The organism is Shimia sp. R11_0 (genome assembly GCF_017744035.1).
Classification (GTDB): Bacteria; Pseudomonadota; Alphaproteobacteria; order Rhodobacterales; family Rhodobacteraceae; genus Shimia; species Shimia marina.
Genome location: NZ_JAGHQY010000004.1, coordinates 394,179 through 417,627, shown reverse-complemented (window position 1 = coordinate 417,627; position 23,449 = coordinate 394,179). Strand labels below are relative to the sequence as shown.

The window sequence follows — 23,449 nt, the reverse complement described above, 5'->3', positions numbered from 1 at the left end:
AATATCGGTGACGGGAGCTGTAAATTCAAGGATTTCCGGTGTCAGCGCGGGCGAAAAACCCGCGCTGATTTTAGGCAGTGCGTATTGCAGCGGTGTTAGCCTTTCCAATGGGCAGGCACGTCCCAAGCGGTACGCTTCAGTTCTTCTTGCACATCGGCATTTGTAAGGCCGAGGTCATCGAGGGCAAAGCTGTCTAGCTGTGCCAGCTGGCGCCGTTGACGCCGCACAGCGGCCGCTTGTTTCAGGCGGGAGAGAATAGATTTGCCTGCGCCGGGGGCGGCTGAGTGGATGCTGATGAAAGCCATGGGTCGCTCCTTTCCTAAATTGCGATTGTTTTCGTGGTCTGTATCAAATTACTTGATGTATATGGCGCGACGGGTGTATCTTGAAAGCGAATGTTTGTGACGAACTTCATCACGGATCATGATGTATGATCAAGAACACTGATTTTAATAGGGAAATTCATGCGAAATCTTGATGTCACCACGCTCAGAAGTTTTGTTGCGGTTGCGGATATGGGCGGCGTGACCAAGGCCGCAGGCTTTCTGCATCTCACTCAATCGGCGGTGTCCATGCAGCTTAAACGGCTGGAAGAGCTGATTGGGGTTTCGCTTTTGGATCGGTCCGGGCGCGGCATTGCGCTGACGCCTGAGGGGGAGCAGATGCTGGGATACGCCCGGCGCATGGTGACCTTGAACGATGAAATCATGCGCCGTCTTTCCGACGATGAGTTTGAAGGCGCGATTTCGCTTGGCGTGCCGCATGACATTGTCTACCCGGCCATTCCCCGCGTGTTGCAACAGTTCAGTGCGGCCTACCCAAGGGTGAAGGTGAACCTGATTTCTTCCTACACGCTGCAACTCAAAGAGATCTTTGAGAAGGGTGAGGTTGATCTGATCATCACAACAGAGTCCAAGACCCCTGAAACAGCGGAGGGGCTCTGTGCGCTGCCTCTGGTCTGGATTGGTGCGCCAGGCGGAGCAGGGTGGCGACGGCGCCCGCTGCCTTTCGCCTCTGCGCGGCAATGTGTATTCCGTCAGCGCGCCATTGCGGCCTTGGACAAGGCGGGGGTGGAGTGGGAGTCAGCACTGGAAACCGAATCTGATCGCACCGTTGAAGCCACCATCGCCGCAGATCTCGGGGTGGGTGAGATGATCCTTGGCACCGAGCCACCGCATCTTGAGGTGATCGAACACGGTGGTGCTTTGCCCGAACTGGGAGAGCAGCATATCAACATGTATGGTGCAGAGCAGGCCAAGGGCGATGTTGTCGCCCATTTGGCCGAGTTGTTGCGCAAGAGTTTCCAGCCGATGCGCCCGCAGATCGACGCCCCGGTGCGCTTGGGAATCGTCAGTTGACGGAGACAACCACCTTGCCGGTGGATTTGCGACTGCTCAACAGATCGTAGGCGGCTGCTGATTCTGACAGTGGCAACACATGGCTGACGTGCGGTGACAGCTTGCCTTCCCCGTACCAGCCAAAGAGGGTGCGCATGCTGTTGGCGATGACCTGTGGCTTAAAGGCCATATATCCTCCCCAATATAGGCCCATCACGGTGAGGTTCTTCACCAAAAGGTGATTGGCCGGGATCTGGGGAATATCGCCAGAGGCGAACCCAATGGGCAGCAGGCGCGCTTCAGGCCGACAGGCGCGGAAGGCGGCCTTGAACTGCTCGCCGCCGACCGGATCATAGACAACATCCGCACCACCCAAGGCCTTGACCTCCGCACGGATGTCGGCATCGGTGGCGTCAATCAGGTGGTCCGCACCAGCAGACTTTGCAACCTCAAGTTTATCTCGCCCACGTGCGCAAGCAATCACATTGGCGCCCATCAGCTTGCCCAGCTCCACCGCTGTCAGACCCACGCCCCCGGCGGCGCCCAGTACGAGCAGGTTTTCACCCGGTTGCAGGCGTGCGCGATAGTCAAGCGCGACATGGCTGGTGCCATAGGCCACAGGGAAAGCGGCGGCATCTTCAAAACGCATGTTATCGGGAATGGGCACCGCGCCAGCAGCGTCATAAACGCCATATTCTGCGAGGCCCCCGCTGCCGCCAAACACCAGAACGCGGGTGCCAATGGCGGGCCCTTTTACGCCGTCGCCAAGCGCGTCCACTTCTCCGGCAACCTCCATTCCCAGCGTAAAGGGAACCGGCGGTGTGGCCTGATAGGTGCCCTTGATCATCAGCAGATCACCGAAGTTCAATGCGCAGGCCCGGATCTTCACACGGATCTGACCAGGGCCGGGGTCCGGCACCGGCAAATCAACCAATGAGGGTGGGGCGTCGTGGGATGTGACTTGGAATGCGCGCATGGTTCTCTCCTCGTGATAGGGCGATTACACATCCTAACGCGCGCAAGTCAAAGATGACGCTGTGAAAACCGCTGATTGTGACTTCACGTCACGGGGATGCGGGTCCTTGTGCGAATAGGCGGCAAACTGGAGACAATTCATGCGTGCAAAAGCCAGCAAATGCTTAACTTTGACAGCAATTTGGAGCTCTTGATTATAAGGCCAGAACTGCTAAGGTGAACCATCGCGAATGGGATGCGCGAGAGCTTCACTTGTAATTGTAGTACCGCCTTCGGGCGTGCGCGAAGTTGTTGTGCTATCCTGCTAAGAGATTCTTAAGGAGACGTGGGATGACACATCCGGTGGACGTACATGTTGGGAAGAAGATCCGGCAGCGTCGTTGGTTGACGGGGATGACCCAACAGCAATTGGCGGAGCAGGTCGGCATCAAGTTCCAACAAATCCAGAAGTACGAGACCGGGGCCAATAGGGTCAGCGCCTCTCGTCTTTGGGACATTTCCGATGCTCTGGATGTTCCGGTGAGCTTCTTCTTTGAAGGTCTGGAAAATGACAAAGACGGCGGTGCAACGCAGTCTGTGCCGTCGGATATCATGGCGGACAAAGAGGCACTGGATCTGATCCGCAGCTATTATGCGATCCCTGAAAATCAGCGCCGTCGTCTGTTTGAACTGGCGCGGGTTCTGAGCGACGTTGCTTGAGTTTGATCCTGCTCTGAGCTAGGTCCTCTGCGACCAGCTCAGAGCGGAGATGAATCTCATGACCCACGATCGTGATGCATTGGTGGCCGTGGCTGATGCCATGGCGGATGCGGCTAGATCTGCCATTCTTCCCCATTTTCGCAACCGCGCCCTGACAGCGGATAACAAGCTGATGGGCGGGTTTGATCCTGTGACCGTGGCGGACCGCGCCGCAGAACAAGCCATGCGCGCCGTGCTGCAAGAACAACGACCGCAGGATGCCATCTTGGGAGAGGAGTTTGGCAATCAGCCCGGCACAAGCGGGCTGACCTGGGTGTTGGATCCAATCGACGGCACGCGGGGCTTCATCACCGGAACGCCCACTTGGGGGGTGCTGATTGCTGTGTCTGATGACAATGGTCCCATCTATGGGGTCGTCGATCAGCCCTATATCGGTGAGCGATTTCGCGGTGGCCTCGGTGTGGCCGAGGCGCAAGGCCCCATGGGCGCGACTGCCTTTCACACGCGGCAGACGGCGCAGCTTTCGGAGGCCACGTTGTTTTCCACCTTCCCCGAAGTGGGGACCGAGGCCGAACGCCAAGCCTTTGAACGCGTGTCTAAAAATGTCAAACTGACCCGCTATGGCATGGATTGCTATGCCTATGCGCTTGTGGCGGTGGGGCAGGTGGATCTTGTGATCGAGGCTGGGTTGAATGCCTATGATATTCAGGCGCCGATTGCCGTGATCGAAGCCGCAGGCGGGCTTGTGACCAACTGGCAGGGTGCGCCGGTCCACATGGGCGGGCAAGTGGTGGCGGCCGCCAATGCCGAACTTCATCAGCAAGCGCTGGAACTCCTTAACGCCGGGTGAGCCGCACGAGCCGACACCTCAGGGCTTGATTGCATGGGCTGCTGCCCTCTATGGTGGTTGCGCGCTGCGAGTCCTTTGCCCGTATTCTGTCGCTGCGCCTCAGAAAACGCATCCGAATCGGGCCATATTTTTGGCCCAGGAGTGCGCATATGCTCGCAAACAACAGCTATCTGATTACCGCAGCGCGGGTTGTGGTCACTATGGATGATGACCGGCGTGAGCTGCCTGATCAGGATGTACGCATCGCCAATGGTGTGATCGCTGAAATCGGCCCCAATTTGGACCCGCAGGGCGCAGAGGTGATCCGCGCAGAGGGCTGTGTGGTGACGCCCGGTCTGGTCAACACCCACCACCACCTCTACCAAACCCTGACGCGTGCGGTGCCTGGCGGTCAGGACGCTCTGCTGTTTGGGTGGCTAAAAACCCTCTACCCAATCTGGTCGCGCTTTGGCCCAGAGGAGATGCATGTCTCTGCTTTGGTCGGGTTGGCAGAGTTGGCTTTGTCCGGCTGCACGCTGACCTCCGATCATCTCTATCTGTATCCCAATGGTGCCCGACTTGATGATACCATCGCCGCAGCGGGCCAGATTGGAATGCGCTTTCATCCAACGCGTGGTGCGATGAGCATCGGAGAAAGCGACGGCGGCCTGCCACCGGATATGCTGGTGGAAAAGGAAGCAGACATTCTGGAGGATGCCATTCGACTGATCGACCTGCACCATGATGCTGCCGAGGGTAGCATGGTGCGCGTTGGAGTCGCGCCATGTTCTCCTTTCTCTGTCAGCCGCGATCTGATGCGTGAGGCTGCTCTTTTGGCGCGAGACAAATCTGTCATGCTCCATACGCACCTCGCTGAGAACGACGAAGACATCGCCTATTCCCTTGCCACCTTCGGTTGTCGTCCCGGACAATACGCCGAAGAGCTCGGCTGGGTGGGGGAAGATGTATGGCACGCCCATTGCGTGAAACTTGACCCAACGGAAATTGATCTCTTCGCGCGCACCAAAACAGGCGTGGCGCATTGTCCATGTTCCAATTGTCGTCTGGGCAGCGGCATTGCCCCGGTTCGCGCCATGCGGGATGCGGGGGTGCCCGTAGGATTGGGGGTGGATGGGTCTGCCTCAAATGACGCGGGCAATCTGATTCTTGAGGCCCGTCAGGCCATGTTGTTGCAACGTGTTGCGCAGGGCGCAGATGCGATGAGCGCACGGGAGGCGCTGGAGATTGCCACGCGAGGTGGGGCGGAGATTCTGGGACGTCACGACTGTGGTCAGATCGCGGTGGGCAAGCGTGCGGATCTGGCGCTCTGGGATGTGTCGGGCATCGAAGCTGCAGGGAGTTGGGATCCGGTGGCCCTTCTGCTGGCGGGGCCGACGACGGTGCGGGATCTTTTTGTTGAGGGCCGCCAAATCGTGCGCGATGGTCAGGTGACGACCCTTGATCTGCGGGCTGTGATGGCCCGGCAAAATGCTTTGGCCCGCGCATTGGCGGAATAAAGCGTTTCGGGTTTTACCTATGGCAGGGTATTCGCGTCTCAAGCTAAGCCCGAAACGCGACAGGCCTTGGGCCTGGGCAAGCTTGGGGTTCGATGGGGTGTGAAAAACGAAAGGCGCTGAGAGTGCTCTCAGCGCCTTTTCGATTTGATCCAAATGGAGCGGGCGAGGCGATTCGAACGCCCGACCCTAACCTTGGCAAGGTTATGCTCTACCCCTGAGCTACGCCCGCGCCGTTTGGATGGCCGTGATTTACCCATCCCGCCGGGGGACTGCAAGAGCAAAAATCACAGAAATTCCCCCTGAAGGACGATTATTTTTCAAAGCGCATTTTTATCGGAAGAGTAGGGCAGAAACGCGAAAAGGCGCGGATAAATCCGCGCCTTTTTCACTGTGTCCCTAGGAAATTCCGTCCTCTCCATCTTGGGAGATTTTGGAGCGGGCGAGGCGATTCGAACGCCCGACCCTAACCTTGGCAAGGTTATGCTCTACCCCTGAGCTACGCCCGCTTCCTTGGGTGAGGCGTGGAATATAAAGACTCGCGGTGAGCTGCAAGAGGAAAATGCACTTGGGTGAAAAATATTTGGATTTCTTGCGCCGGAATTCATGACACCCTGCGTTTTACCTTTAACAGGCAACTCAAAGTGATGCTTACAGTTATGAACCGACGCAAACTCCTCTTGGCCTTTCTGGCCTGCCCTATCTTGGCCGCTGCCCCGGCATTGTCACATGAGGGCCATGGCGTGTCTCATGTCAAAACCAGCGTTGCGCTGCGCAAACGTCGGGGGCGGACCCTGCATTTGATCGTGACTTTCCTCAATCAGGGGCGCGATGCGGTGATGCTGGAAACTGTGGCAGTCGAAAACGCGCAGGTGCTGAATGCGGTGAAAACCGCTGTGCCAGCAGGCGCTTTGGTCGAGGCACCCGTCTCGCTGCGCTTTCGCGACGATGTGCCAGGAATTTTCACGCTCATGCTGGATTTTGGAGAACACGGCAAAGGACCGGTGACGGTCACGCTATAAGAAGAGAGGGGAGGGGAACGGATGTCCTTCACGGGAAATGCAAAAATCGCAGCTTTGGTGTTGGCCCTCGCATTGGGATTCGTGGCGAAAGCGGAGGCACAGGGGCGCCCACCTCTGCGGGCCCATACCGCCACGCAATCCCAGACCCTCGCGCTTGTGAGCGCCACCCGCTCCGCCGGGCGCGCGTGGGTCAAGATCACAGAGCAGGGCACCTCCCGGATCATCAAAGCCAATGGGGTGCCCGATCACAAAGTTGGCCGGTTCCCCAATCGCGGCAATCCGCATCGGATCAAAGCACAGTCCTATCGCTTTGCGGTGCCGCTGAAACCAAAGCCTCAGGGTGCAGAGGCACGGCCTCTCAAGCGCTCTCTATTTGGTGTGGCGCTGAACGGGGTGCCTTTTGACCCAGCCGCAGCAGAATTCTGGCAAGGCAATCCTCGATCCGGCTGGCAATACGAAGCCTTGGGCGGGGCTGTGTCGCTCGGGCTGGATGCCAACTATGGCCATGTGCAACCCAATGGCGCCTATCACTATCATGGCTTGCCCATTGGCCTGCTCAACCGTCTCGGCTGGTCGACCCGCCAACCGTCGCCATTGGTCGGCTATGCCGCAGACGGTTTTCCGATCTATGCCATCACCGCCGTCCAGAATGGCCAGTTGGTAGAAATGACAAGTTCCTATCAGCTCAAGCCGGGCCGCCGCCCCGCGGGTGGCCCGGCCGGAGAGTATGACGGCACGTTTGTGCAAGACTATATATATGTCGCAGGATCGGGCCGTCTGGATGCATGCAATGGCGCGGTTGTGAGCACACCAGAGGCCCCGCAGGGCACCTATGCCTATTTCCTCACAGAGGCGTTTCCAGTGATTCCCCGCTGTCACAAAGGCACGCCTGACCTCAGTTTTCGAAAGCGACGCTGACCGGCCGCGCGGCGAACAGGAGCCGCGCAGTGGGCTGGCCTGTCAAATAATGAGAGTTGCGCGGATCACCCCCAGCCCCTCCCCTATTTGAGGTCCGCTTCAAGCATGTTCTTGGAATTTTTGATCTAAAATATTGATTTTAATTGGAAAAATTCATTTTTAGGTCCATCCCATGCCCGTCGATCGCGCCTTGGGTGCGACATTTTATTTTGATCTGCGTCAAATACGGAGATTGCGAGCACCGGCAGAGCCAACTAAAACGGCGGGGAACAGGCGGCATCGGCGAGATTCCGCGAGCCAGTAAACATACCAGCAGGAGGCGAGGCATGGCAGACGCAGCCATTTCAGGCCACGACCATGAAGACGAGCGAGGGTTTTTCACTCGTTGGTTTATGTCCACCAACCATAAAGACATTGGTCTTCTCTATCTGATCGTCTCGGCCCTGGCCGGTTTGATCTCAGTTTTCTTCACCGTATTGATGCGCATGGAGCTTATGGATCCAGGCGTGCAATACATGTGTCTGGAAGGCGCACGCTTCTTTGGCGGTGGCGAAGGCCCCTGTACGCCAAACGGCCATCTCTGGAACGTTCTGATCACCTATCACGGCGTTCTGATGATGTTCTTCGTGGTGATTCCCGCGCTCTTCGGTGGTTTTGGTAACTACTTCATGCCGCTGCAGATCGGTGCGCCGGACATGGCGTTCCCACGGATGAACAACCTCAGCTTCTGGCTCTATGTCGCTGGTACCGCGCTGGGCGTGGCCTCCATGCTTGCACCGGGCGGCAACGACCAATTGGGCTCTGGTGTGGGTTGGGTTCTGTATCCACCGCTCTCCACCAATGAAGGCGGCATGTCCATGGACCTCGCGATCTTTGCGGTCCACGTCTCCGGTGCCTCCTCCATCCTTGGTGCGATCAACATTATCACCACCTTCTTGAACATGCGTGCCCCCGGCATGACCCTGTTCAAAGTGCCTCTGTTTGCATGGTCCATCTTCGTGACCGCATGGCTGATCCTTCTGGCGCTGCCAGTTCTGGCCGGTGCGATCACCATGTTGCTGACCGACCGTAACTTCGGCACCACCTTCTTTGATCCAGCTGGTGGCGGTGACCCGATCCTGTATCAACACATCCTTTGGTTCTTCGGCCACCCGGAAGTTTATATCGTGATCCTGCCGGGCTTCGGCATCATCTCTCACGTGATTGCGACCTTTGCGCGTAAGCCGGTCTTCGGCTACCTGCCAATGGTCTGGGCGATCATCGCGATTGGCGCGCTGGGCTTTGTTGTGTGGGCACACCACATGTACACGGCTGGCATGTCCCTGACCCAGCAGTCTTACTTCATGCTGGCCACCATGGTCATCGCGGTGCCGACAGGTGTGAAAATCTTCTCTTGGATCGCCACCATGTGGGGCGGCTCCATCGAGTTCAAAACACCGATGCTCTGGGCCTTTGGTTTCCTCTTCCTCTTCACCATGGGCGGCGTGACCGGCATCGTACTGTCGCAAGCCTCTGTGGATCGCTACTACCACGACACATATTATGTGGTGGCGCACTTCCACTATGTGATGAGCTTGGGCGCGGTCTTTGCGATCTTCGCTGGCATCTACTTCTACTTTGGCAAAATGACCGGTCGTCATTACCCAGAGTGGGCCGGCAAGCTGCACTTCTGGCTGTTCTTCATCGGCGCCAACCTGACCTTCTTCCCACAGCACTTCTTGGGGCGTCAGGGCATGCCACGTCGTTACATCGACTATCCGGAAGCCTTTGCATATTGGAACAAGATCAGTTCCTACGGCGCGTTTATCTCCTTTGCGTCCTTCCTGTTCTTCTTCGGTGTGGTGCTCTACTCCCTGTTCGCAGGTCGCCGCGTGACCGAGAACAACTACTGGAACGAATACGCAGACACTCTGGAATGGACTCTGCCGAGCCCACCCCCAGAGCATACTTTCGAAATCCTGCCCAAGCAGGAAGACTGGGACAAAGGCCACAGCCACTAAGCTGACGCCGTTTCAGTATTGAGATTGAAAGGCTCCGATTGCACAGGCATCGGGGCCTTTTGCTTTGAGCACTATGCCGCGCCTGAGGGCGGCTCTTCTGCCCACAGATCGCAAAACAACCGCGCGCTGATCCGCCCTGTGTCTCTAATCGTAACGGAAAAGAGCAGGCAGAGTGGGGTCAGAAACTGTGGCATGTCGTGGGGGGCGGTCCGCGTGCTTGGAGGCTTGCGCATCTTGGCGTAAGTTCCGCAAAACAGGGCAGGGGGGTGCAGGGGCGCAAACCACCTGATCGCGCCCTACCGTTTTTGAGAAGAGATAAACCGATGCCGTACCGCTGGACAGAAGCCGCGTCTCCCCAACATCCCGCCCTGACCTTGTGGCCACACCGTTCATTGCCGCGACGGGGATTTGCCGCGATGGTGCTCTTTGCCTTTGTGATGGGGGTCATCCCATTGTTCGGCGTGTTGGGGACGGTTCTATTGTGGGGGATTCTGCCGTTTATTCTGGTGATGGTGGCCGGGCTCTGGTGGGGGCTGGAGCGGTCTTACAGGGATGGGGATATTCTGGAGGAACTGACGCTGTCCGGAGATGAGCTGCGCCTTTGCCACAAGCCCGCCCGTGGCACTGCTCAGGAATGGGCGTGCAATGTCTATTGGGTCAGAGTGGAGATGCATGTGACCGGTGGCCCCGTGCCGCATTATGTGACCCTGTCTGGAAATGGGCGTCAGGTTGAGATTGGCCGTTTCCTCTCAGAGGAGGAGCGCACACAGCTCTATGGTGAGCTGGACGATTTTCTGCGCCGGAGCGTTGCTGCTTCGCGTTGAGCTGCGGTCGGTGTCTTAACACATAGGGCAAACCGCGCTGTTTTGAGGGCGAGGAAACACCACCTCCGCACTACCGTTGGAATACCGACGCAATACCGACATGTGAAATCCCCCGATTCGGGGGCGCTGAATAGCTTAACAGGGCGTCATTTAACGGGGGCGGAGGCTCCCGCCGCCAGAGCTGCACAGCAAGCTGCTTGTTTGGCGTTGGGCGTGGCTCAAGGCTGACGCCTTGAGCCTATGCCATCCCGCCACGAATCAACCCTTCGGCTATCCGGCCGTAGGCTGCGGCCATATCACTCTCGCCTGCTGCAATGGGCGTGCCCCCATCACCGGCAAGGCGCGTGTCCAGATCGATCGGCAGGGCGCCCAACAAAGGTACACCAAGTTTCTCAGCTTCAGCAGCCACACCGCCGTGGCCAAAGATATGAGATTCGTGACCACACTTGGGGCAGTGAAACAGGCTCATGTTCTCGACCAGCCCAAGCACAGGTGTCTTCAATTGATCAAACATACCAAGGGCTTTGCGGGCGTCCAGGAGAGCAACATCCTGCGGCGTGCTCACCACAATTGCACCGGTTAGTTCCGTCTTTTGACAGAGCGTCAGCTGCACGTCACCTGTGCCCGGAGGCAGATCTACGATCAGCACATCCAGCTCGCCCCATTGCACCTGTGTGAGCATTTGTTGCAGGGCCCCCATCAACATAGGCCCCCGCCACACAACCGGTTTGTCTTCTTCCAGCATCAAGCCGAGGGACATCACTGTCACGCCATGTGACTGTAAAGGTATGATGGTTTTGCCATCAGGAGAGGCGGGGCGTTTGTGCACGCCCATCATGCGTGGCTGGCTTGGCCCGTAGATATCAGCGTCCAGGAGGCCGACTTTGCGCCCCTGTTTGGCAAGGGCCACAGCAAGGTTGGAACTGACGGTGGATTTGCCAACGCCGCCTTTGCCAGATCCAACCGCTAAGATACGCGCCACCCCGGCGACCTTCATCGGGCCAGCCTGCGGTTTTGGATGGCCGCCGATTTTCAGGCTCGGGGCCGCAGGCTTGGCGGAGGAGGCCTCCGTATGTGCGGTCACCGCAACCTGAACGGAGTCGACACCGTCCAACGCGGCAACGCTTGCTTCTGCAGCTTTGCGCAGCGGCTCCATCAGTCGGGCAATTTCTGCGTTCGGGGCTTCGATGACAAATTGCACATTTTTTTCGCGAATGCTTAGGGCGCGAACAAAGTCTCTGGAAATAAGGTTTCCACCACCCGGCAATTCCAATTTAGCCAAAACAGCCTGAATTTCTTCCTTAGTGATTGGCATGCTGAACTCCTATGCTGCAGGTGCAAAATCCGAGCAAAATCTCGTTTATCATGTAGTAAAAATTTCACATTTCTTCAACCAAATCCGCATCTTGCTCATTTTTTCCGCAGTTTACCTTAACGTAACGTCCGCTATACCCTAGGTGCATAACTGCTTTGCGAGACCGTCTATTGTGCAGTCGCAGCATAACCCTATATCACCAATCACAAGACAACAGACGATGCGCCTGACTGAGAGAGACGACATGGCATATGTAGCAAATCACGCTGAAACAGCAGTTTCCAAGGCATCCGGCCTTTCGGTCTTTTTCGCAAATGTTGCGGAGCGTGTTCGCAAATACCGCGTCTATCGCGAGACCGTCAGTGAGCTAAGCGCACTGTCTAACCGTGAGCTGGCAGACCTTGGTTTGCATCGCTCCATGATCCGCCGCTTGGCCCTCGAAGCCAGCCGCGACGCATAAGACTTTCGGAGAGCCATTCCTCCCTTTTGGTTCTCCATGACTGCGACGATGCCTCTCCTCCTCCCTGGTGTCGTCGTAGGGAACACCGGACCAGAACGGTCCAAACCAGATCAAGTCTCTCCTCTCCTCCTCCCTGGAGTGGCTTGAACAAAGCGACGATGCCTCTCCTCCTCCCTGGTATCGTCGCAGCTTATTCGGGCTCAACGCCCACCGGAATCAAGCGGTCTCTCTCCTCCTCCCTGAGATCTCTTGAGACTAGAGCGGCAGCACCTCTCCTCCTCCCTGGTGCTGCCGCACTTGAAATTCGCCTCCCGCGAGGCACCGGTATCAAAGGGCTCTTTCCTCCTCCCTGAGCCCTTTGTGTCAAGCGCGGCGACATCTCTCCTCCTCCCTGATGTCGCCGCTGCTCCCCTTCAACATCATCAGTTGCCAATCCTGAAACGGTTCCTCCCAAGCTGCGCACAGCAAAAGACGCTCCGAAGAGCGCCTTTATGTTCTGTTCGTGAAATCAGATTGTTAAAGGCTAGCGCTTGGGCGACTCTGCACTTTTGACATCCATGCCTGCGTCGCCTGATTGTCGGCAGGAACCGGCATTTTAACGATTCGTGCAAAATCGCAGAAAACAAAGCCCGTTATGTCCGCCATGCTGAAGCTGTCTCCGGCAAGCCAGTCACTGTCCCGAAGGCGGGTTTCGAGTGTGGTGAAGAACAACCCAAGGCGTTTTAACCCGCGCTCTGCAAGGGCCGGTATTTGCTCAAAGTCAACGGCACCCGGCAACGCGCGTCCTTTGAGGGCAGGGGATCCATTGCGCAGGGCTTCGGCAATCGCCATGCCGCCATGCGATTCGCAGATGGCATTCCACATCAAAATGGCCGCCTTTTCATCTGCGGTGTCCCCCATGAGCGCTGGCGTGGGGTGTAACGCTTCCAAATAGGCGGCAATGGCGATGTTTTCGGTGAGACTCTGACCTGTTTCGGTGATCAGCACCGGCACCGTTCCATGCGGATTGAGTTTCAGAAAATCCGGCTGTCGGTGGCCATCGTTACGCAGGTCCACCTGGCGGGTTTCAATGCGCAGACCTTTCTCTGCGATAAACATGCGAGCGCGGCGCGGGCTTGGGGCAGTGGCGCAGTCATAAAAAATCATCTGGTCCTCCTGTTTGAACCAGATGACCTTCCCGCCTGACGTTCTGTCAACGCCAGCAGTGCACCGTCGACGTCAGGTCAGAAGGGAATGTCATTGGCCTTGCTGAGGAAGCGCGCGACCAGCTTTTTCTCTCCGGCTTTGTCAAAGCCCACAGAGAGCTTTTCTCCCTCTATGGCGAGCACATTTCCATAGCCAAACTTTTGATGGAAGACGCGTTCGCCCACCATAAAGCTGCTTTCCGCGGCCAGGTTGATGGCGGATGAAGCGCTCTCTTTGGGCTGGCTGGTGCCATATTGGCCCGCGCGGGATTGCATGCGTTTCCAGCCGGGCGAGTTGTAGGCGTCGGCCCGCATGGCGGACTGCTCAAGGCCGGACTGGCCAAAGCTGCCGCCAAAGTCCCGTGATCCACCGCCATGCCCATAGAGCCCCGGAGGCGTGAGGACCTCAACGTTTTCCTCAGAAAGTTCATCAATGAAGCGAGACGGAAGCTGGCTTTGCCATTGTCCAAACACGCGGCGGTTTCCTGCAAAAGAGATGGTGCAGATTTCTTCGGCGCGGGTGATTCCCACATAGGCCAGCCGCCGCTCTTCTTCGAGGCCCTTGAGGCCGCTCTCATCCATGCTGCGCTGACTCGGAAACAGGCCGTCCTCCCAGCCGGGTAAAAACACCGCTGGAAATTCAAGCCCTTTGGCGGCGTGCAGTGTCATGATGGAGATCTTCTGTTCCGCGTCTTCGCTTTCATTGTCCATGATCAGGCTGACATGTTCGAGAAAACCTTGAAGATTGTCAAAGCTTTCCAGTGCTTTGATCAGTTCTTTCAGGTTCTCCAGACGCCCCGGCGCTTCTGGCGTTTTGTCATTCTGCCACATGGCGGTGTAGCCGGATTCATCCAAGATCACTTGCGCAAGTTCTACGTGGTTGAGCTCGGCGTCTCCTTCTTGGAGGCGCATGGCGGTCTGTGTGACGCCATCATCGATCACAGCATCATCGTCCAGCGGGACTTCTACCATTGGCGCAGCGCCTTGCTTGCGCCAGCGGTCCAGTCCCTCAAGTAGAAGGCCCAGCTCCTTGGCGCCTTTGCCGCCAATGCCTTTTTCTTCCAATAACAGACGTGCGCCATCGACTAGGCTGACGGGCCTGTCGAGTTCATCAACCGCTTTCCGTCTACGGTCCTGAATTTTCTGCTGCGCGACATTTCCCAATCCGCGTTTGGGGGTGTTTACAATCCGCTCAAAGGCGAGGTCGTCGTCCGGGCTGACCACCAGCCGGAAATAGGCCATGGCATCGCGGATTTCCAAACGCTCATAAAAGCGTGGCCCACCGATGACGCGATAGGGCAGGCCAATGGTCAGAAAGCGATCTTCAAAGGCGCGCATCTGATGGGATGCGCGCACGAGAATCGCCATGTCTTCGAGTGATTTGGGAGCAAGGCCGCGTGTGCCCCGCTGCATGGCTTCGACCTCTTCACCGATCCAGCGCGCTTCTTCTTCACCGTCCCAATGGCCAATAAGGCGCACCTTGTCGCCCATATCCGCTTCGGTCCAAAGCTCTTTGCCAAGGCGGTTTTCATTGCCACGAATAACGCTGGAGGCGGCGGCTAGGATGTTGCCGGTAGAGCGATAATTCTGTTCCAGCCGTACCACATGCGCGCCGGGGAAATCCTTTTCAAACCGAAGGATGTTGCCCACTTCTGCGCCGCGCCAGCCGTAGATCGACTGATCATCATCCCCAACGCAGCAGATGTTTTTGTGGGCTGAGGCCAGAAGCCGCAGCCAGAGATATTGTGCGACGTTGGTATCCTGGTATTCGTCCACAAGGATATAGCGGAACCAGCGTTGATAGTTGGCTAGAATGTCCGGATTGTCCTGAAAGATGGTGACCATATGCAAAAGCAGATCGCCAAAATCCACCGCGTTCAACTCTTTCAGGCGGGTTTGATATTGGGCGTATAGGGTGCCGCCCATGTTGTTGTAGGCACCTGCGTCCGCAGATGGCAGCTTCTCTGGCGTCAGGGCACGGTTTTTCCAGCCGTCAATAAGCGAGGCGAGTTGCCGGGCAGGCCAGCGCTTGTCGTCGATATTGGCGGCGGCAACCAATTGTTTCAGAAGGCGTAGCTGGTCATCTGTATCGAGAATCGTGAAGTTGCTTTTCAGGCCGACCAGTTCGGCGTGACGGCGCAGAAGCTTGACGCAGATCGCATGGAAGGTGCCAAGCCACGGCATGCCCTCAATTTGGTGCCCCAGCATATTGCCAACGCGGTTTTTCATCTCTCGCGCGGCTTTGTTGGTGAAGGTGACGGCCAAAATCTCATTGGGGCGCGCACGGTTTGTGTTGAGCAAATGTACAATCCGCGCTGTTAAAGCTTTTGTTTTCCCTGTGCCTGCGCCTGCGAGCATCAGCACGGGGCCGTCCAGTGTTTCCACGGCCTCACGCTGCGCTGGATTCAATTCATCCAAATAGGGACTGGGCCGCGCCATCATTGCCCGGGCGGAAAGGGACGCGCCTTCGAAGGCGTCGAATTCGTCAAAACTGCTCATGGGGGGCAACTTATCGGAAAGCTCTCTCAGGCAAAAGCCTGTTCTTCTTATGTTCTGACTGGAGTTGCGTAATAGGCATTCGCGCGACTGGACATTTGCAACCAAAGCGAGGACGGTCCCGCCATGGATCTTCATGCCCAATATCCCGCCTTGTCCGATCTGCGCCACCGCGCGAAGAAGCGCATTCCCAAATTTGTCTGGGAATATTTAGACAGCGCCACAGGCGAAGAGCGCACCAAGGCATGCAATCGCGCGGCCTTGGATTCGGTGCTCTTTAAGCCCTCAATCTTGCATGGGGAATTGGACGTTGATCTTTCGGCATCGCTGTTTGGGCAGCGGTTTGCCTTGCCTGTCGGCGTCGCCCCGGTTGGCATGTCTGGCCTGATCTGGCCGCATGCGGAACAAAAGCTCGCTGCTGCGGCGGCCAAGGCAAATATTCCCTATTGTCTGTCCACGGTTGCGACGCAGACACCCGAAGATATGGCACCACATATCGGGGAGCATGCGTGGTTTCAGCTGTATCCACCGCGTGATGAAGATATCCGCAAAGATGTGTTGAAGCGTGCCAAGTCGGCCGGGTTTTCCACATTGGTCCTGACGGTGGATGTGCCGGTTGCCAGTCGGCGCGAACGCCAAGTGCGCTCTGGTCTCACCACGCCTCCCAAATTGACGCCAAGGTTGCTGGCGCAGGTGGCGATGCGCCCACATTGGGCGGCAGGCATCGCGCGGATTGGCATGCCGAGAATGCGGCTGATCGACCAATATGCATCAAATATGACCGGTATGAGCTCTACGGCCCACGCAGGCTACTTGCTGCGCACCTCGCCAGATTGGGACTATGTGTCTTGGCTCAGAGATAATTGGCAGGGGAATTTTGTTGTCAAAGGCGTGATGCGCAGTGCGGATGCCGCGCGGCTGCAAAAACATGGTGTCGATGCCATTTGGGTGTCCAATCACGCTGGGCGACAGTTTGATGCTGCACCTGCAACCATTGATGTTTTGCCAGAGATCCGCGCGGCCTGTGATCTGCCTATCATCGTCGATAGTGGCTTTGAAACGGGTTTGGATATCTTGCGAGCCCGCGCCATGGGCGCCGATTTTGTCTTCCTTGGTCGGGGGTTCCACTATGCGCTGGCCGCATTGGGAGCGAAAGGTCCGGCGCATCTTCTGGAGATTCTTGCAAAGGATTTGGAGGCAAATCTGGGACAGCTTGGTCTGCACACCTATGATGGCTTGGCGGATATTCTCCTCTGAAATTCCATCCTATGTCGCAGGTGCAGAAAGAATTGACGGTATCGGCTCCAAATTCGAGAACAAATCCTTTCATAAATCTTACATCTTTACGCAGTCCTTGGTATTGCGCGGCAAGGCTCGCGCGGTCTAAGGCCGTTACGAACACTCGGACAGACACCAGCGAGGGGGAGCCTGCCCATGCCTGAATTTTCGAAAATCCTAATTGCCAACCGTGGCGAAATCGCGATCCGTGTGATGCGCGCCGCCAATGAGATGGGCAAGAAGACCGTGGCGGTCTTCGCAGAGGAAGACAAACTTGGACTGCACCGCTTTAAAGCGGATGAAGCTTACCGGATTGGCGAAGGAATGGGCCCTGTTGCCGCATATCTGAGCATCGATGAAATCATCCGTGTAGCCAAAGAATGTGGGGCGGATGCGATCCATCCCGGCTATGGACTGCTGTCTGAAAATCCGGATTTTGTGGACGCCTGTGCTGCCAATGGCATCACTTTTATTGGGCCGAAGGCCGAAACCATGCGCGCGCTTGGCGACAAGGCCTCTGCCCGCAAAGTGGCGATTGAGGCGGGTGTGCCTGTGATTCCGGCAACGGAAGTGCTTGGCGATGATATGGACGCCATCAAGAAAGAAGCGGCTGAAATTGGCTATCCTTTGATGCTCAAGGCGTCTTGGGGCGGCGGCGGGCGTGGTATGCGTCCGATCCTTGGCGAAGACGAACTGGAAGAGAAGGTTCTGGAAGGGCGTCGCGAAGCGGAGGCTGCGTTTGGAAACGGTGAAGGTTATCTGGAAAAGATGATCACCCGCGCGCGTCACGTTGAAGTGCAGATTCTGGGGGATACCAAGGGCAATATCTATCACCTCTATGAGCGTGACTGTTCGGTGCAACGTCGCAACCAGAAAGTTGTGGAACGTGCGCCTGCGCCTTATCTTTCCGAAGCACAGCGTGAAGAGCTGTGTGAGCTGGGCCGTCGCATTTGTGCGCATGTAAACTACGAATGCGCAGGTACCGTCGAATTCCTGATGGATATGAACACCGGTAAGTTCTACTTCATCGAAGTCAATCCGCGCGTTCAGGTAGAGCACACAGTGACCGAAGAGGTCACAGGCATTGATATCGTTCAGGCGCAGATTTTGATCGCAGAAGGCAAGTCGCTGGCGGAAGCCACCGGTAAGTCCACGCAATATGACATTCGCCTGAATGGCCATGCGCTGCAAACCCGTGTGACCACGGAAGATCCGCAAAACAATTTCATTCCAGACTACGGCCGGATCACGGCCTATCGTTCTGCCACTGGTATGGGCATTCGTCTGGATGGAGGCACCGCTTACGCTGGTGGGGTCATCACGCGCTACTATGATTCTCTCCTGACCAAGGTAACGGCTTGGGCTCCGACGCCAGAAAAGGCGATTGCACGGATGGATCGGGCGCTGCGCGAATTCCGTGTGCGGGGTGTTTCGACCAACATTGCGTTTGTGGAAAATCTGCTGAAGCACCCGACGTTCCTGAACAATCAATACACCACCAAGTTCATTGATGAGACCCCGGATCTGTTCCGTTTTGCAAAGCGGCGTGACCGGGGTACCAAGGTGCTGACCTATATCGCGGATATCTCTGTCAACGGGCATCCGGAAACAACGGACCGCCCAATGCCTGCGGCAGATCTGAAGGCTCCGATGCCGCCCGCCAAGCATGGCGACATCATGCCGGGAACGCGCAACCTGCTCGAGGAGCAGGGCGCACAGGCCGTGGCGGATTGGATGAAGGCGCAGAAGAAACTCTTGCTGACCGACACGACGATGCGCGACGGACATCAATCGCTTCTGGCGACGCGCATGCGCTCTATCGACATGATCAAAGTGGCGCCAAGCTACGCCGCCAACCTTCCAGAACTCTTCTCCGTTGAGTGCTGGGGGGGAGCAACCTTTGATGTGGCGTATCGCTTCTTGCAGGAATGCCCTTGGCAGCGTCTGCGTGATTTGCGCGCCGCGATGCCGAATGTGTTGACGCAGATGCTCCTGCGGGCCTCAAATGGTGTGGGCTATACTAACTACCCAGACAACGTGGTGCAGGCCTTTGTAAAGCAGGCGGCAACCACGGGGGTTGATGTCTTCCGCGTGTTTGACAGCCTGAACTGGGTTGAAAACATGCGCGTCGCGATGGATGCGGTAGTTGAGAGCGGCAAAATCTGTGAAGGTACCATCTGTTACACGGGGGACATTCTGGATCCGAACCGGGCTAAATATGACATTGGGTACTATGTTGATATGGCTAAAGAGCTTGAGGCCGCTGGTGCGCATGTGCTCGGCCTTAAAGATATGGCTGGTTTGCTGAAGCCTGCTTCTGCGCGGGTCTTGGTCAAGGCATTGAAAGAAGAGGTCGGCCTGCCGATTCACTTCCACACGCATGACACATCGGGCATTGCCGGTGCGACGATTCTCGCCGCAGCGGATGCTGGTGTAGATGCGGTTGATGCAGCCATGGACGCCTTCTCTGGTGGGACGTCTCAGCCATGTCTTGGATCTATTGTGGAAGCCGCCCGCAATACGGATCGCGACACCGGTATCGATATCAAGTCTGTACGGGAAATCAGTGATTACTGGGAAGGCGTGCGTGCACAATACACAGCCTTTGAAAGTGGTCTCGCCGCGCCTGCGTCTGAGGTGTATCTGCACGAGATGCCCGGCGGGCAATTCACCAACCTCAAGGCACAGGCGCGTAGCCTGGGGCTGGAAGAGCGTTGGCATGAGGTTGCGCAAACCTATGCAGATGTGAACCAGATGTTTGGCGACATCGTCAAAGTCACCCCTTCGTCGAAGGTGGTCGGTGACATGGCGCTGATGATGGTGAGCCAAGGCTTGACGCGTGAGGAGGTCGAAGATCCCAGCAAAGAGTTGGCGTTCCCGGACTCCGTGGTCGACATGATGCGCGGCAACTTGGGGCAACCACATGGCGGCTTCCCGTCCAAGATCATCGACAAAGTTCTGAAAGGTGAAAAGCCGAACACAGAGCGCCCGGGTAAGCACCTCAAGGCGATTGATCTGGAAGACACCCGCGCGGAGCTTTCCGCTTTGCTCGAGGGCTTCAAAGTTGATGATGAAGATCTGAATGGCTATCTCATGTATCCTAAGGTCTTCCTCGACTACATGGGACGTCACCGCCAATATGGTCCTGTTCGAGCGCTCCCAACACGTACCTTCTTCTATGGAATGGAGCCAGGCGAGGAAATCACCGCTGAAATCGATCCAGGCAAGACGTTGGAAATACGGCTGCAGGCGATTGGTGAAACGGATGAGAATGGTGAAGTTAAAGTTTTCTTTGAGCTCAACGGCCAGCCACGTGTAATCAGAGTGCCAAACCGTCTGGTAAAGTCTGCAACGGCATCACGCCCCAAAGCCGAAGTTGGCAATGCCAATCACATCGGCGCGCCAATGCCTGGTGTTGTGGCGTCGGTAGCGGTCAGTGCAGGTGCTGAAGTCAAAGAAGGTGATTTGCTGCTCACGATCGAGGCGATGAAAATGGAAACGGGCATCCACGCAGAGCGTGATGCGGTTGTAAAAGCCGTCCATATCGCCCCGGGAGGTCAGATCGACGCCAAAGATCTGTTGGTCGAGTTGGAGTGACATCGACATCTTCGCGCACAGAAAAAAGCCCCCGCATCTGCATGATGTGGGGGCTTTATCTGTTTACTCGCTGGGTGCGGCTTCCTCAGCGGGCTCTTCTGCGACCGGCGCTGGGGCCAGCGATGCGAGATAGGCAACGACATCTTCGCCGCCTTTCTTCAGTTTGAAAGACATTTTGGACTTGGTGGCATACCCGTTGTCCTTCAGCCATGCTTTGGGGTCCACCACATAGGCGGCAAGCATGTCCTCTGTCCAGACGGCGCCAGCTTCGTTCGCTTCCAAAAGTCCTGCGCCATATTTGAAGTCCTCAGACCCAACGGCGCGTCCGACAACACCATAGAGATTGGGGCCGGTTTTGCCGCCTTTGTAGAGTACGTCTCCCTCCGGGTTAACGATGGAGTGGCAGGCTTTGCATTTCTTGAAGCCTTTTTCGCCAGCTTCGACATCACCTTCTGCAAGAAGTGGCGAGGCTGCCAAAACGGCGGCCATTGCTGCTGCTGCAACTTTCATGTGAGTTTCCTCGTATTAGATTCCTACGATGCGCATTCCGCGCTCATACACTTAGGCAAAGATGGGGAATGCACAAATCAAAACAACTGAAACGGGGCTTTGATGCGCCTTCCGCGACGATCGGGCGCGGATGCACAAGCAGGGAATCGCGCGGGCAGGGAGATTAGAACTTCAGCCGGAGGCGCAGGGCTGCCTTGGTGTTTTCCAGAAGGCTGCCACGTGACTCATTTGTGTCGGTGTTCTGAAAGACCTCAAAGTTGAGCGCTACCCCATCTTCGATCGGGCGCTCTACACCAAAACCAACCACCGCAGAGCTACCGGAAGCCCTCGCGACGCTATTTGCTTCAGAAGTTCCTGTGCCGGTGAAGAGGCCGTACACCGATCCATTCTCTATATCAAAGCGCATGACATCGCGAATTGAACGTCTATTGGCTGTGTCCGTTGAAGGCAGTTGGGACAATTCCGACGCATCCTTTTGCGGCGGGTGGATAAGGGTGCCAAGCCCCGCAAGTAGACCTTTGTCCTCTGTAAAGGCTTTGCGCAATAAGCTCTGTTTGGCGTCCGTCTTTTGTTCCGCGTGTGCAAAATGACCAACACTCCCGATCAGGGCTAAGATCATGCAGATCGTTGAGGTCTTCAGAGTGCGCATGGACTATCCGCCTTTCACAGTGTCGTGCATTTCAGATATCATTCAGAAGCCGTCAGACACGCAAAGTAGGAGCGCGTATGCTTGAAGCTAGCAAACGCGGAGTTAATTTTGTCTTGCGTAGGGCGCGTTTTCTTCTGAGAGGGGCGCGGACTTCAGTTAGGACGCCGACGGAGATTGGCTCTCAAAGACCTGCTCAAAACTGCGCTTGAGGGCGACGTCAACGTCTTCTAGGGAGACAGGTAGCCCAAGGTCCACAAGGGACGTCACGCCGTGTTCTGAGATACCACAGGGCACAATTCCCTCGAAGTGGGAAAGATCCGGTTCCACATTGATCGAGATGCCGTGGAAGCTGATCCATTTTTTCAGCCGGATACCAATTGCGGCGATCTTATCTTCGGCTTTGTGGCCATTGGCTTGCAAGGGTTTGTCATCGCGCTCGATCCACACGCCAACGCGTCCCGGCTTGATCTCGCCCTTTAGGTTGAAATCGGCGAGTGTATCGATAACCCATGTTTCGAGATTTTCGACAAACTTCCGGATGTCCCGGCCACGAGTGTTCAGGTTCAGCATGACATAAACAACGCGCTGTCCTGGTCCATGATAGGTATATTGCCCGCCGCGTCTGGCTTCAAAAACAGGAAAGCGTTCGGGATCGGTCAAATCCTCGCGCTTTGCAGATGTGCCTGCCGTGTAGAGTGGGGGGTGTTCCAGAAGCCAGATACACTCATCTGCACGCCCTTCGTGAATGTCTCGGACCCGCTGCTCCATAAACGCCAAGGCGACATCGTATGCGACTTGATCGTTACTGTGAATCCATTCAACCATAGGCCACCCGTCTGCTTTCTGTGCTCCTTCATCTAAGCCCGCTTAACAGGGTCTTCAATCGCTGTGTTTCTGCCGTCTGGGGAAAATACTCTGGTGAAGAAGAGGGGAAGGACCTGATGTAATCAGAAAAATTTTCAAAACAGGTCTTTTGGGGCTTCACATCCTCGCCTGGTCTCGGTATTAGCCCCTCACCCACCAGGGCAAGTGCGGTCGTGGCGGAATTGGTAGACGCGCAGCGTTGAGGTCGCTGTTCTTTAACCGGAGTGGAAGTTCGAGTCTTCTCGACCGCACCAAAATCTCTAATGATTTCGTAAGTAGCGGCTCAGATTTTCTGAGCCCTTTTGCGTTTGTGTAGTATATAATAAAACCCCGCCGGAGCGGGGTGTTTTAGGGCTATTCACGGAATAGGCTGCACTTTCGGGTGTGTACTAAAACAACTGCACATCCCCAATGCTGCTGTCGACTTGGGGCTTGCGCGCTGCCGGTTTGGGGGCGGCTTCTTCCTCAAGGATACGAGTGTCTTTCATAAAGCGCCGTTGAATGCGGCCGCCAACAGGCCAGAAACGTAGGTTGCGGCCACGTTGTCCGCCAAGGCAGCAATCTACCAGTTCAAAACCCTCATTTTTGACAAACCACGTCGCAAATTCTGCGTTCTTCGTGCCTATGTCGATCCGGCTATTGAACATTTTAGCGCCGCCCAAGAGTTTGACGCGAAGACGATCTCTGCTGGCACCGGCTTGGATCAGGCCGTTTACAAGGAGTTCCATAGCGTGCACACCATGGCTCATGGCACCAGCGCTGCTGTCATCATTTCCCGGTAGCAGGAAGTGATTCATTCCCCCCACTCCGGCGATTTCATCCCACATGCAGGCAGCAACGCAAGACCCGAGAATTGTCGTCATAACCAATTGGTCGTCGTTGGAGACCTTAACGTCACCCTGCAAAAGAGCTTGGACCTGGTACCCTTTGATCGCTTCTGCTTCACTTAGGCTCATAGCGCGTTCCGTTTTTTGTTGG

19 protein-coding genes, 3 tRNA genes and 1 pseudogene are annotated in these 23,449 nt (G+C 56.5%); 12 read left to right on the top strand and 11 right to left on the bottom strand.

Annotated features, from left to right (window positions below; all coding sequences use genetic code 11):
- Positions 1 to 95 precede the first annotated feature (95 nt).
- Positions 96 to 305, bottom strand: coding sequence for a DUF1127 domain-containing protein (locus J7382_RS11280; protein WP_209069119.1), 210 nt, complete (start codon positions 303 to 305; stop codon positions 96 to 98).
- Positions 306 to 464: 159 nt separating this feature from the next.
- On the opposite strand from J7382_RS11280, the gene J7382_RS11275 reads away from it, so the two are divergent.
- On the top strand, positions 465 to 1,358 hold the full coding sequence (locus tag J7382_RS11275) for a LysR family transcriptional regulator (RefSeq protein ID WP_058239475.1): 894 nt from the start codon (positions 465 to 467) through the stop codon (positions 1,356 to 1,358).
- Here J7382_RS11275 and J7382_RS11270 read toward each other — a convergent pair.
- Entirely contained in the window at positions 1,351 to 2,313 is a 963-nt protein-coding gene (locus J7382_RS11270; protein WP_058239474.1) for an NADPH:quinone oxidoreductase family protein, read from the bottom strand. The two genes, J7382_RS11275 and J7382_RS11270, sit on opposite strands and share 8 nt — an antisense overlap.
- 329 nt (positions 2,314 to 2,642) lie before the next feature.
- Here J7382_RS11270 and J7382_RS11265 point away from each other — a divergent pair, with 329 nt between their 5' ends.
- The 3 genes from J7382_RS11265 (at position 2,643) to J7382_RS11255 (ending at position 5,357) form a co-directional block, all read left to right on the top strand.
- Positions 2,643 to 3,011, top strand: a complete 369-nt coding sequence (locus tag J7382_RS11265) for a helix-turn-helix transcriptional regulator (RefSeq protein ID WP_209069118.1) — start codon at positions 2,643 to 2,645, stop codon at positions 3,009 to 3,011.
- Between the two features lie 58 nt (positions 3,012 to 3,069).
- Entirely contained in the window at positions 3,070 to 3,861 is a 792-nt protein-coding gene (hisN, locus tag J7382_RS11260) for a histidinol-phosphatase (protein ID WP_209069117.1), read from the top strand.
- A 149-nt stretch (positions 3,862 to 4,010) separates the two neighbouring features.
- On the top strand, positions 4,011 to 5,357 hold the full coding sequence (locus J7382_RS11255) for an 8-oxoguanine deaminase (RefSeq protein WP_209069116.1): 1,347 nt from the start codon (positions 4,011 to 4,013) through the stop codon (positions 5,355 to 5,357).
- Between the two features lie 154 nt (positions 5,358 to 5,511).
- On the opposite strand, the gene J7382_RS11250 is transcribed toward J7382_RS11255, so the two are convergent.
- A tRNA-Gly gene (locus tag J7382_RS11250) sits at positions 5,512 to 5,586 on the bottom strand.
- A gap of 202 nt (positions 5,587 to 5,788) precedes the next feature.
- Positions 5,789 to 5,863 (bottom strand) — tRNA-Gly (locus tag J7382_RS11245).
- Positions 5,864 to 5,998: 135 nt separating this feature from the next.
- On the opposite strand from J7382_RS11245, the gene J7382_RS11240 reads away from it, so the two are divergent.
- The 4 genes from J7382_RS11240 to J7382_RS11225 all read left to right on the top strand — a co-directional run bounded on the left by J7382_RS11240 (position 5,999) and on the right by J7382_RS11225 (position 10,118).
- Positions 5,999 to 6,376, top strand: a complete 378-nt coding sequence (locus J7382_RS11240) for a hypothetical protein (protein WP_209069115.1) — start codon at positions 5,999 to 6,001, stop codon at positions 6,374 to 6,376.
- A 21-nt stretch (positions 6,377 to 6,397) separates the two neighbouring features.
- The gene (locus tag J7382_RS11235; RefSeq protein WP_209069114.1) at positions 6,398 to 7,294 is read left to right on the top strand and encodes a YHYH protein; all 897 of its coding nucleotides are present in this window, start codon (positions 6,398 to 6,400) and stop codon (positions 7,292 to 7,294) included.
- Between the two features lie 326 nt (positions 7,295 to 7,620).
- Positions 7,621 to 9,294 (top strand): cytochrome c oxidase subunit I, encoded by a 1,674-nt coding sequence (gene ctaD, locus J7382_RS11230; protein ID WP_209069113.1) that lies wholly within the window; start codon positions 7,621 to 7,623, stop codon positions 9,292 to 9,294.
- 323 nt (positions 9,295 to 9,617) lie between these two features.
- Entirely contained in the window at positions 9,618 to 10,118 is a 501-nt protein-coding gene (locus J7382_RS11225; RefSeq protein WP_209069112.1) for a DUF2244 domain-containing protein, read from the top strand.
- Between the two features lie 238 nt (positions 10,119 to 10,356).
- On the opposite strand, the gene J7382_RS11220 is transcribed toward J7382_RS11225, so the two are convergent.
- Entirely contained in the window at positions 10,357 to 11,433 is a 1,077-nt protein-coding gene (locus J7382_RS11220; protein WP_209069111.1) for an Mrp/NBP35 family ATP-binding protein, read from the bottom strand.
- Positions 11,434 to 11,677: 244 nt separating this feature from the next.
- On the opposite strand from J7382_RS11220, the gene J7382_RS11215 reads away from it, so the two are divergent.
- On the top strand, positions 11,678 to 11,893 hold the full coding sequence (locus J7382_RS11215; RefSeq protein ID WP_209069110.1) for a DUF1127 domain-containing protein: 216 nt from the start codon (positions 11,678 to 11,680) through the stop codon (positions 11,891 to 11,893).
- A gap of 516 nt (positions 11,894 to 12,409) precedes the next feature.
- Here the strand turns inward: J7382_RS11215 and J7382_RS11210 are convergent.
- Both J7382_RS11210 and J7382_RS11205 read right to left on the bottom strand, forming a co-directional pair.
- Entirely contained in the window at positions 12,410 to 13,039 is a 630-nt protein-coding gene (locus tag J7382_RS11210) for a glutathione S-transferase (protein ID WP_209069109.1), read from the bottom strand.
- A 77-nt stretch (positions 13,040 to 13,116) separates the two neighbouring features.
- Positions 13,117 to 15,576 (bottom strand): UvrD-helicase domain-containing protein, encoded by a 2,460-nt coding sequence (locus J7382_RS11205; RefSeq protein ID WP_209069108.1) that lies wholly within the window; start codon positions 15,574 to 15,576, stop codon positions 13,117 to 13,119.
- A 123-nt stretch (positions 15,577 to 15,699) separates the two neighbouring features.
- Between J7382_RS11205 and J7382_RS11200 the strand changes: the two genes are divergently transcribed.
- Both J7382_RS11200 and J7382_RS11195 read left to right on the top strand, forming a co-directional pair.
- Positions 15,700 to 16,830: an alpha-hydroxy acid oxidase gene (locus tag J7382_RS11200; RefSeq protein ID WP_209069107.1), complete on the top strand. Its 1,131-nt coding sequence runs from the start codon at positions 15,700 to 15,702 to the stop codon at positions 16,828 to 16,830.
- A gap of 177 nt (positions 16,831 to 17,007) precedes the next feature.
- Positions 17,008 to 20,448 carry a pyruvate carboxylase gene (locus J7382_RS11195; protein ID WP_209069106.1) on the top strand — a complete coding sequence of 1,147 codons (3,441 nt, stop codon included), beginning with the start codon at positions 17,008 to 17,010 and terminating at the stop codon, positions 20,446 to 20,448.
- Between the two features lie 63 nt (positions 20,449 to 20,511).
- Here the strand turns inward: J7382_RS11195 and J7382_RS11190 are convergent, their stop codons facing one another.
- The 3 genes and pseudogenes from J7382_RS11190 to lipB all read right to left on the bottom strand — a co-directional run.
- Positions 20,512 to 20,958 (bottom strand): cytochrome C, encoded by a 447-nt coding sequence (locus tag J7382_RS11190; protein WP_209069105.1) that lies wholly within the window; start codon positions 20,956 to 20,958, stop codon positions 20,512 to 20,514.
- 163 nt (positions 20,959 to 21,121) lie between these two features.
- Complete coding sequence (locus J7382_RS11185; protein WP_209069104.1) at positions 21,122 to 21,607, bottom strand: hypothetical protein; 486 nt, start codon at positions 21,605 to 21,607, stop codon at positions 21,122 to 21,124.
- A gap of 156 nt (positions 21,608 to 21,763) precedes the next feature.
- Positions 21,764 to 22,438, bottom strand: a pseudogene (lipB, locus tag J7382_RS11180) (lipoyl(octanoyl) transferase LipB); the annotation flags it as partial.
- Between the two features lie 200 nt (positions 22,439 to 22,638).
- On the opposite strand from lipB, the gene J7382_RS11175 reads away from it, so the two are divergent.
- A tRNA-Leu gene (locus J7382_RS11175) sits at positions 22,639 to 22,725 on the top strand.
- A 135-nt stretch (positions 22,726 to 22,860) separates the two neighbouring features.
- Here the strand turns inward: J7382_RS11175 and J7382_RS11170 are convergent.
- Positions 22,861 to 23,427 carry a chemotaxis protein CheD gene (locus tag J7382_RS11170; RefSeq protein WP_209069102.1) on the bottom strand — a complete coding sequence of 189 codons (567 nt, stop codon included), beginning with the start codon at positions 23,425 to 23,427 and terminating at the stop codon, positions 22,861 to 22,863.
- Between the last annotated feature and the right edge of the window lie 22 nt (positions 23,428 to 23,449).

Bases quoted from the DNA above. Each gene is read 5' to 3' on its own strand.
- J7382_RS11280 (WP_209069119.1), bottom strand. From the start codon at position 305: ATGGCTTTCATCAGCATCCACTCAGCCGCCCCCGGCGCAGGCAAATCT.
- J7382_RS11275 (WP_058239475.1), top strand. From the start codon at position 465: ATGCGAAATCTTGATGTCACCACGCTCAGAAGTTTTGTTGCGGTTGCG.
- J7382_RS11270 (WP_058239474.1), bottom strand. From the start codon at position 2,313: ATGCGCGCATTCCAAGTCACATCCCACGACGCCCCACCCTCATTGGTT.
- J7382_RS11265 (WP_209069118.1), top strand. From the start codon at position 2,643: ATGACACATCCGGTGGACGTACATGTTGGGAAGAAGATCCGGCAGCGT.
- hisN (WP_209069117.1), top strand. From the start codon at position 3,070: ATGACCCACGATCGTGATGCATTGGTGGCCGTGGCTGATGCCATGGCG.
- J7382_RS11255 (WP_209069116.1), top strand. From the start codon at position 4,011: ATGCTCGCAAACAACAGCTATCTGATTACCGCAGCGCGGGTTGTGGTC.
- J7382_RS11235 (WP_209069114.1), top strand. From the start codon at position 6,398: ATGTCCTTCACGGGAAATGCAAAAATCGCAGCTTTGGTGTTGGCCCTC.
- ctaD (WP_209069113.1), top strand. From the start codon at position 7,621: ATGGCAGACGCAGCCATTTCAGGCCACGACCATGAAGACGAGCGAGGG.
- J7382_RS11225 (WP_209069112.1), top strand. From the start codon at position 9,618: ATGCCGTACCGCTGGACAGAAGCCGCGTCTCCCCAACATCCCGCCCTG.
- J7382_RS11220 (WP_209069111.1), bottom strand. From the start codon at position 11,433: ATGCCAATCACTAAGGAAGAAATTCAGGCTGTTTTGGCTAAATTGGAA.
- J7382_RS11215 (WP_209069110.1), top strand. From the start codon at position 11,678: ATGGCATATGTAGCAAATCACGCTGAAACAGCAGTTTCCAAGGCATCC.
- J7382_RS11210 (WP_209069109.1), bottom strand. From the start codon at position 13,039: ATGATTTTTTATGACTGCGCCACTGCCCCAAGCCCGCGCCGCGCTCGC.
- J7382_RS11205 (WP_209069108.1), bottom strand. From the start codon at position 15,576: ATGAGCAGTTTTGACGAATTCGACGCCTTCGAAGGCGCGTCCCTTTCC.
- J7382_RS11200 (WP_209069107.1), top strand. From the start codon at position 15,700: ATGGATCTTCATGCCCAATATCCCGCCTTGTCCGATCTGCGCCACCGC.
- J7382_RS11195 (WP_209069106.1), top strand. From the start codon at position 17,008: ATGCCTGAATTTTCGAAAATCCTAATTGCCAACCGTGGCGAAATCGCG.
- J7382_RS11190 (WP_209069105.1), bottom strand. From the start codon at position 20,958: ATGAAAGTTGCAGCAGCAGCAATGGCCGCCGTTTTGGCAGCCTCGCCA.
- J7382_RS11185 (WP_209069104.1), bottom strand. From the start codon at position 21,607: ATGCGCACTCTGAAGACCTCAACGATCTGCATGATCTTAGCCCTGATC.
- J7382_RS11170 (WP_209069102.1), bottom strand. From the start codon at position 23,427: ATGAGCCTAAGTGAAGCAGAAGCGATCAAAGGGTACCAGGTCCAAGCT.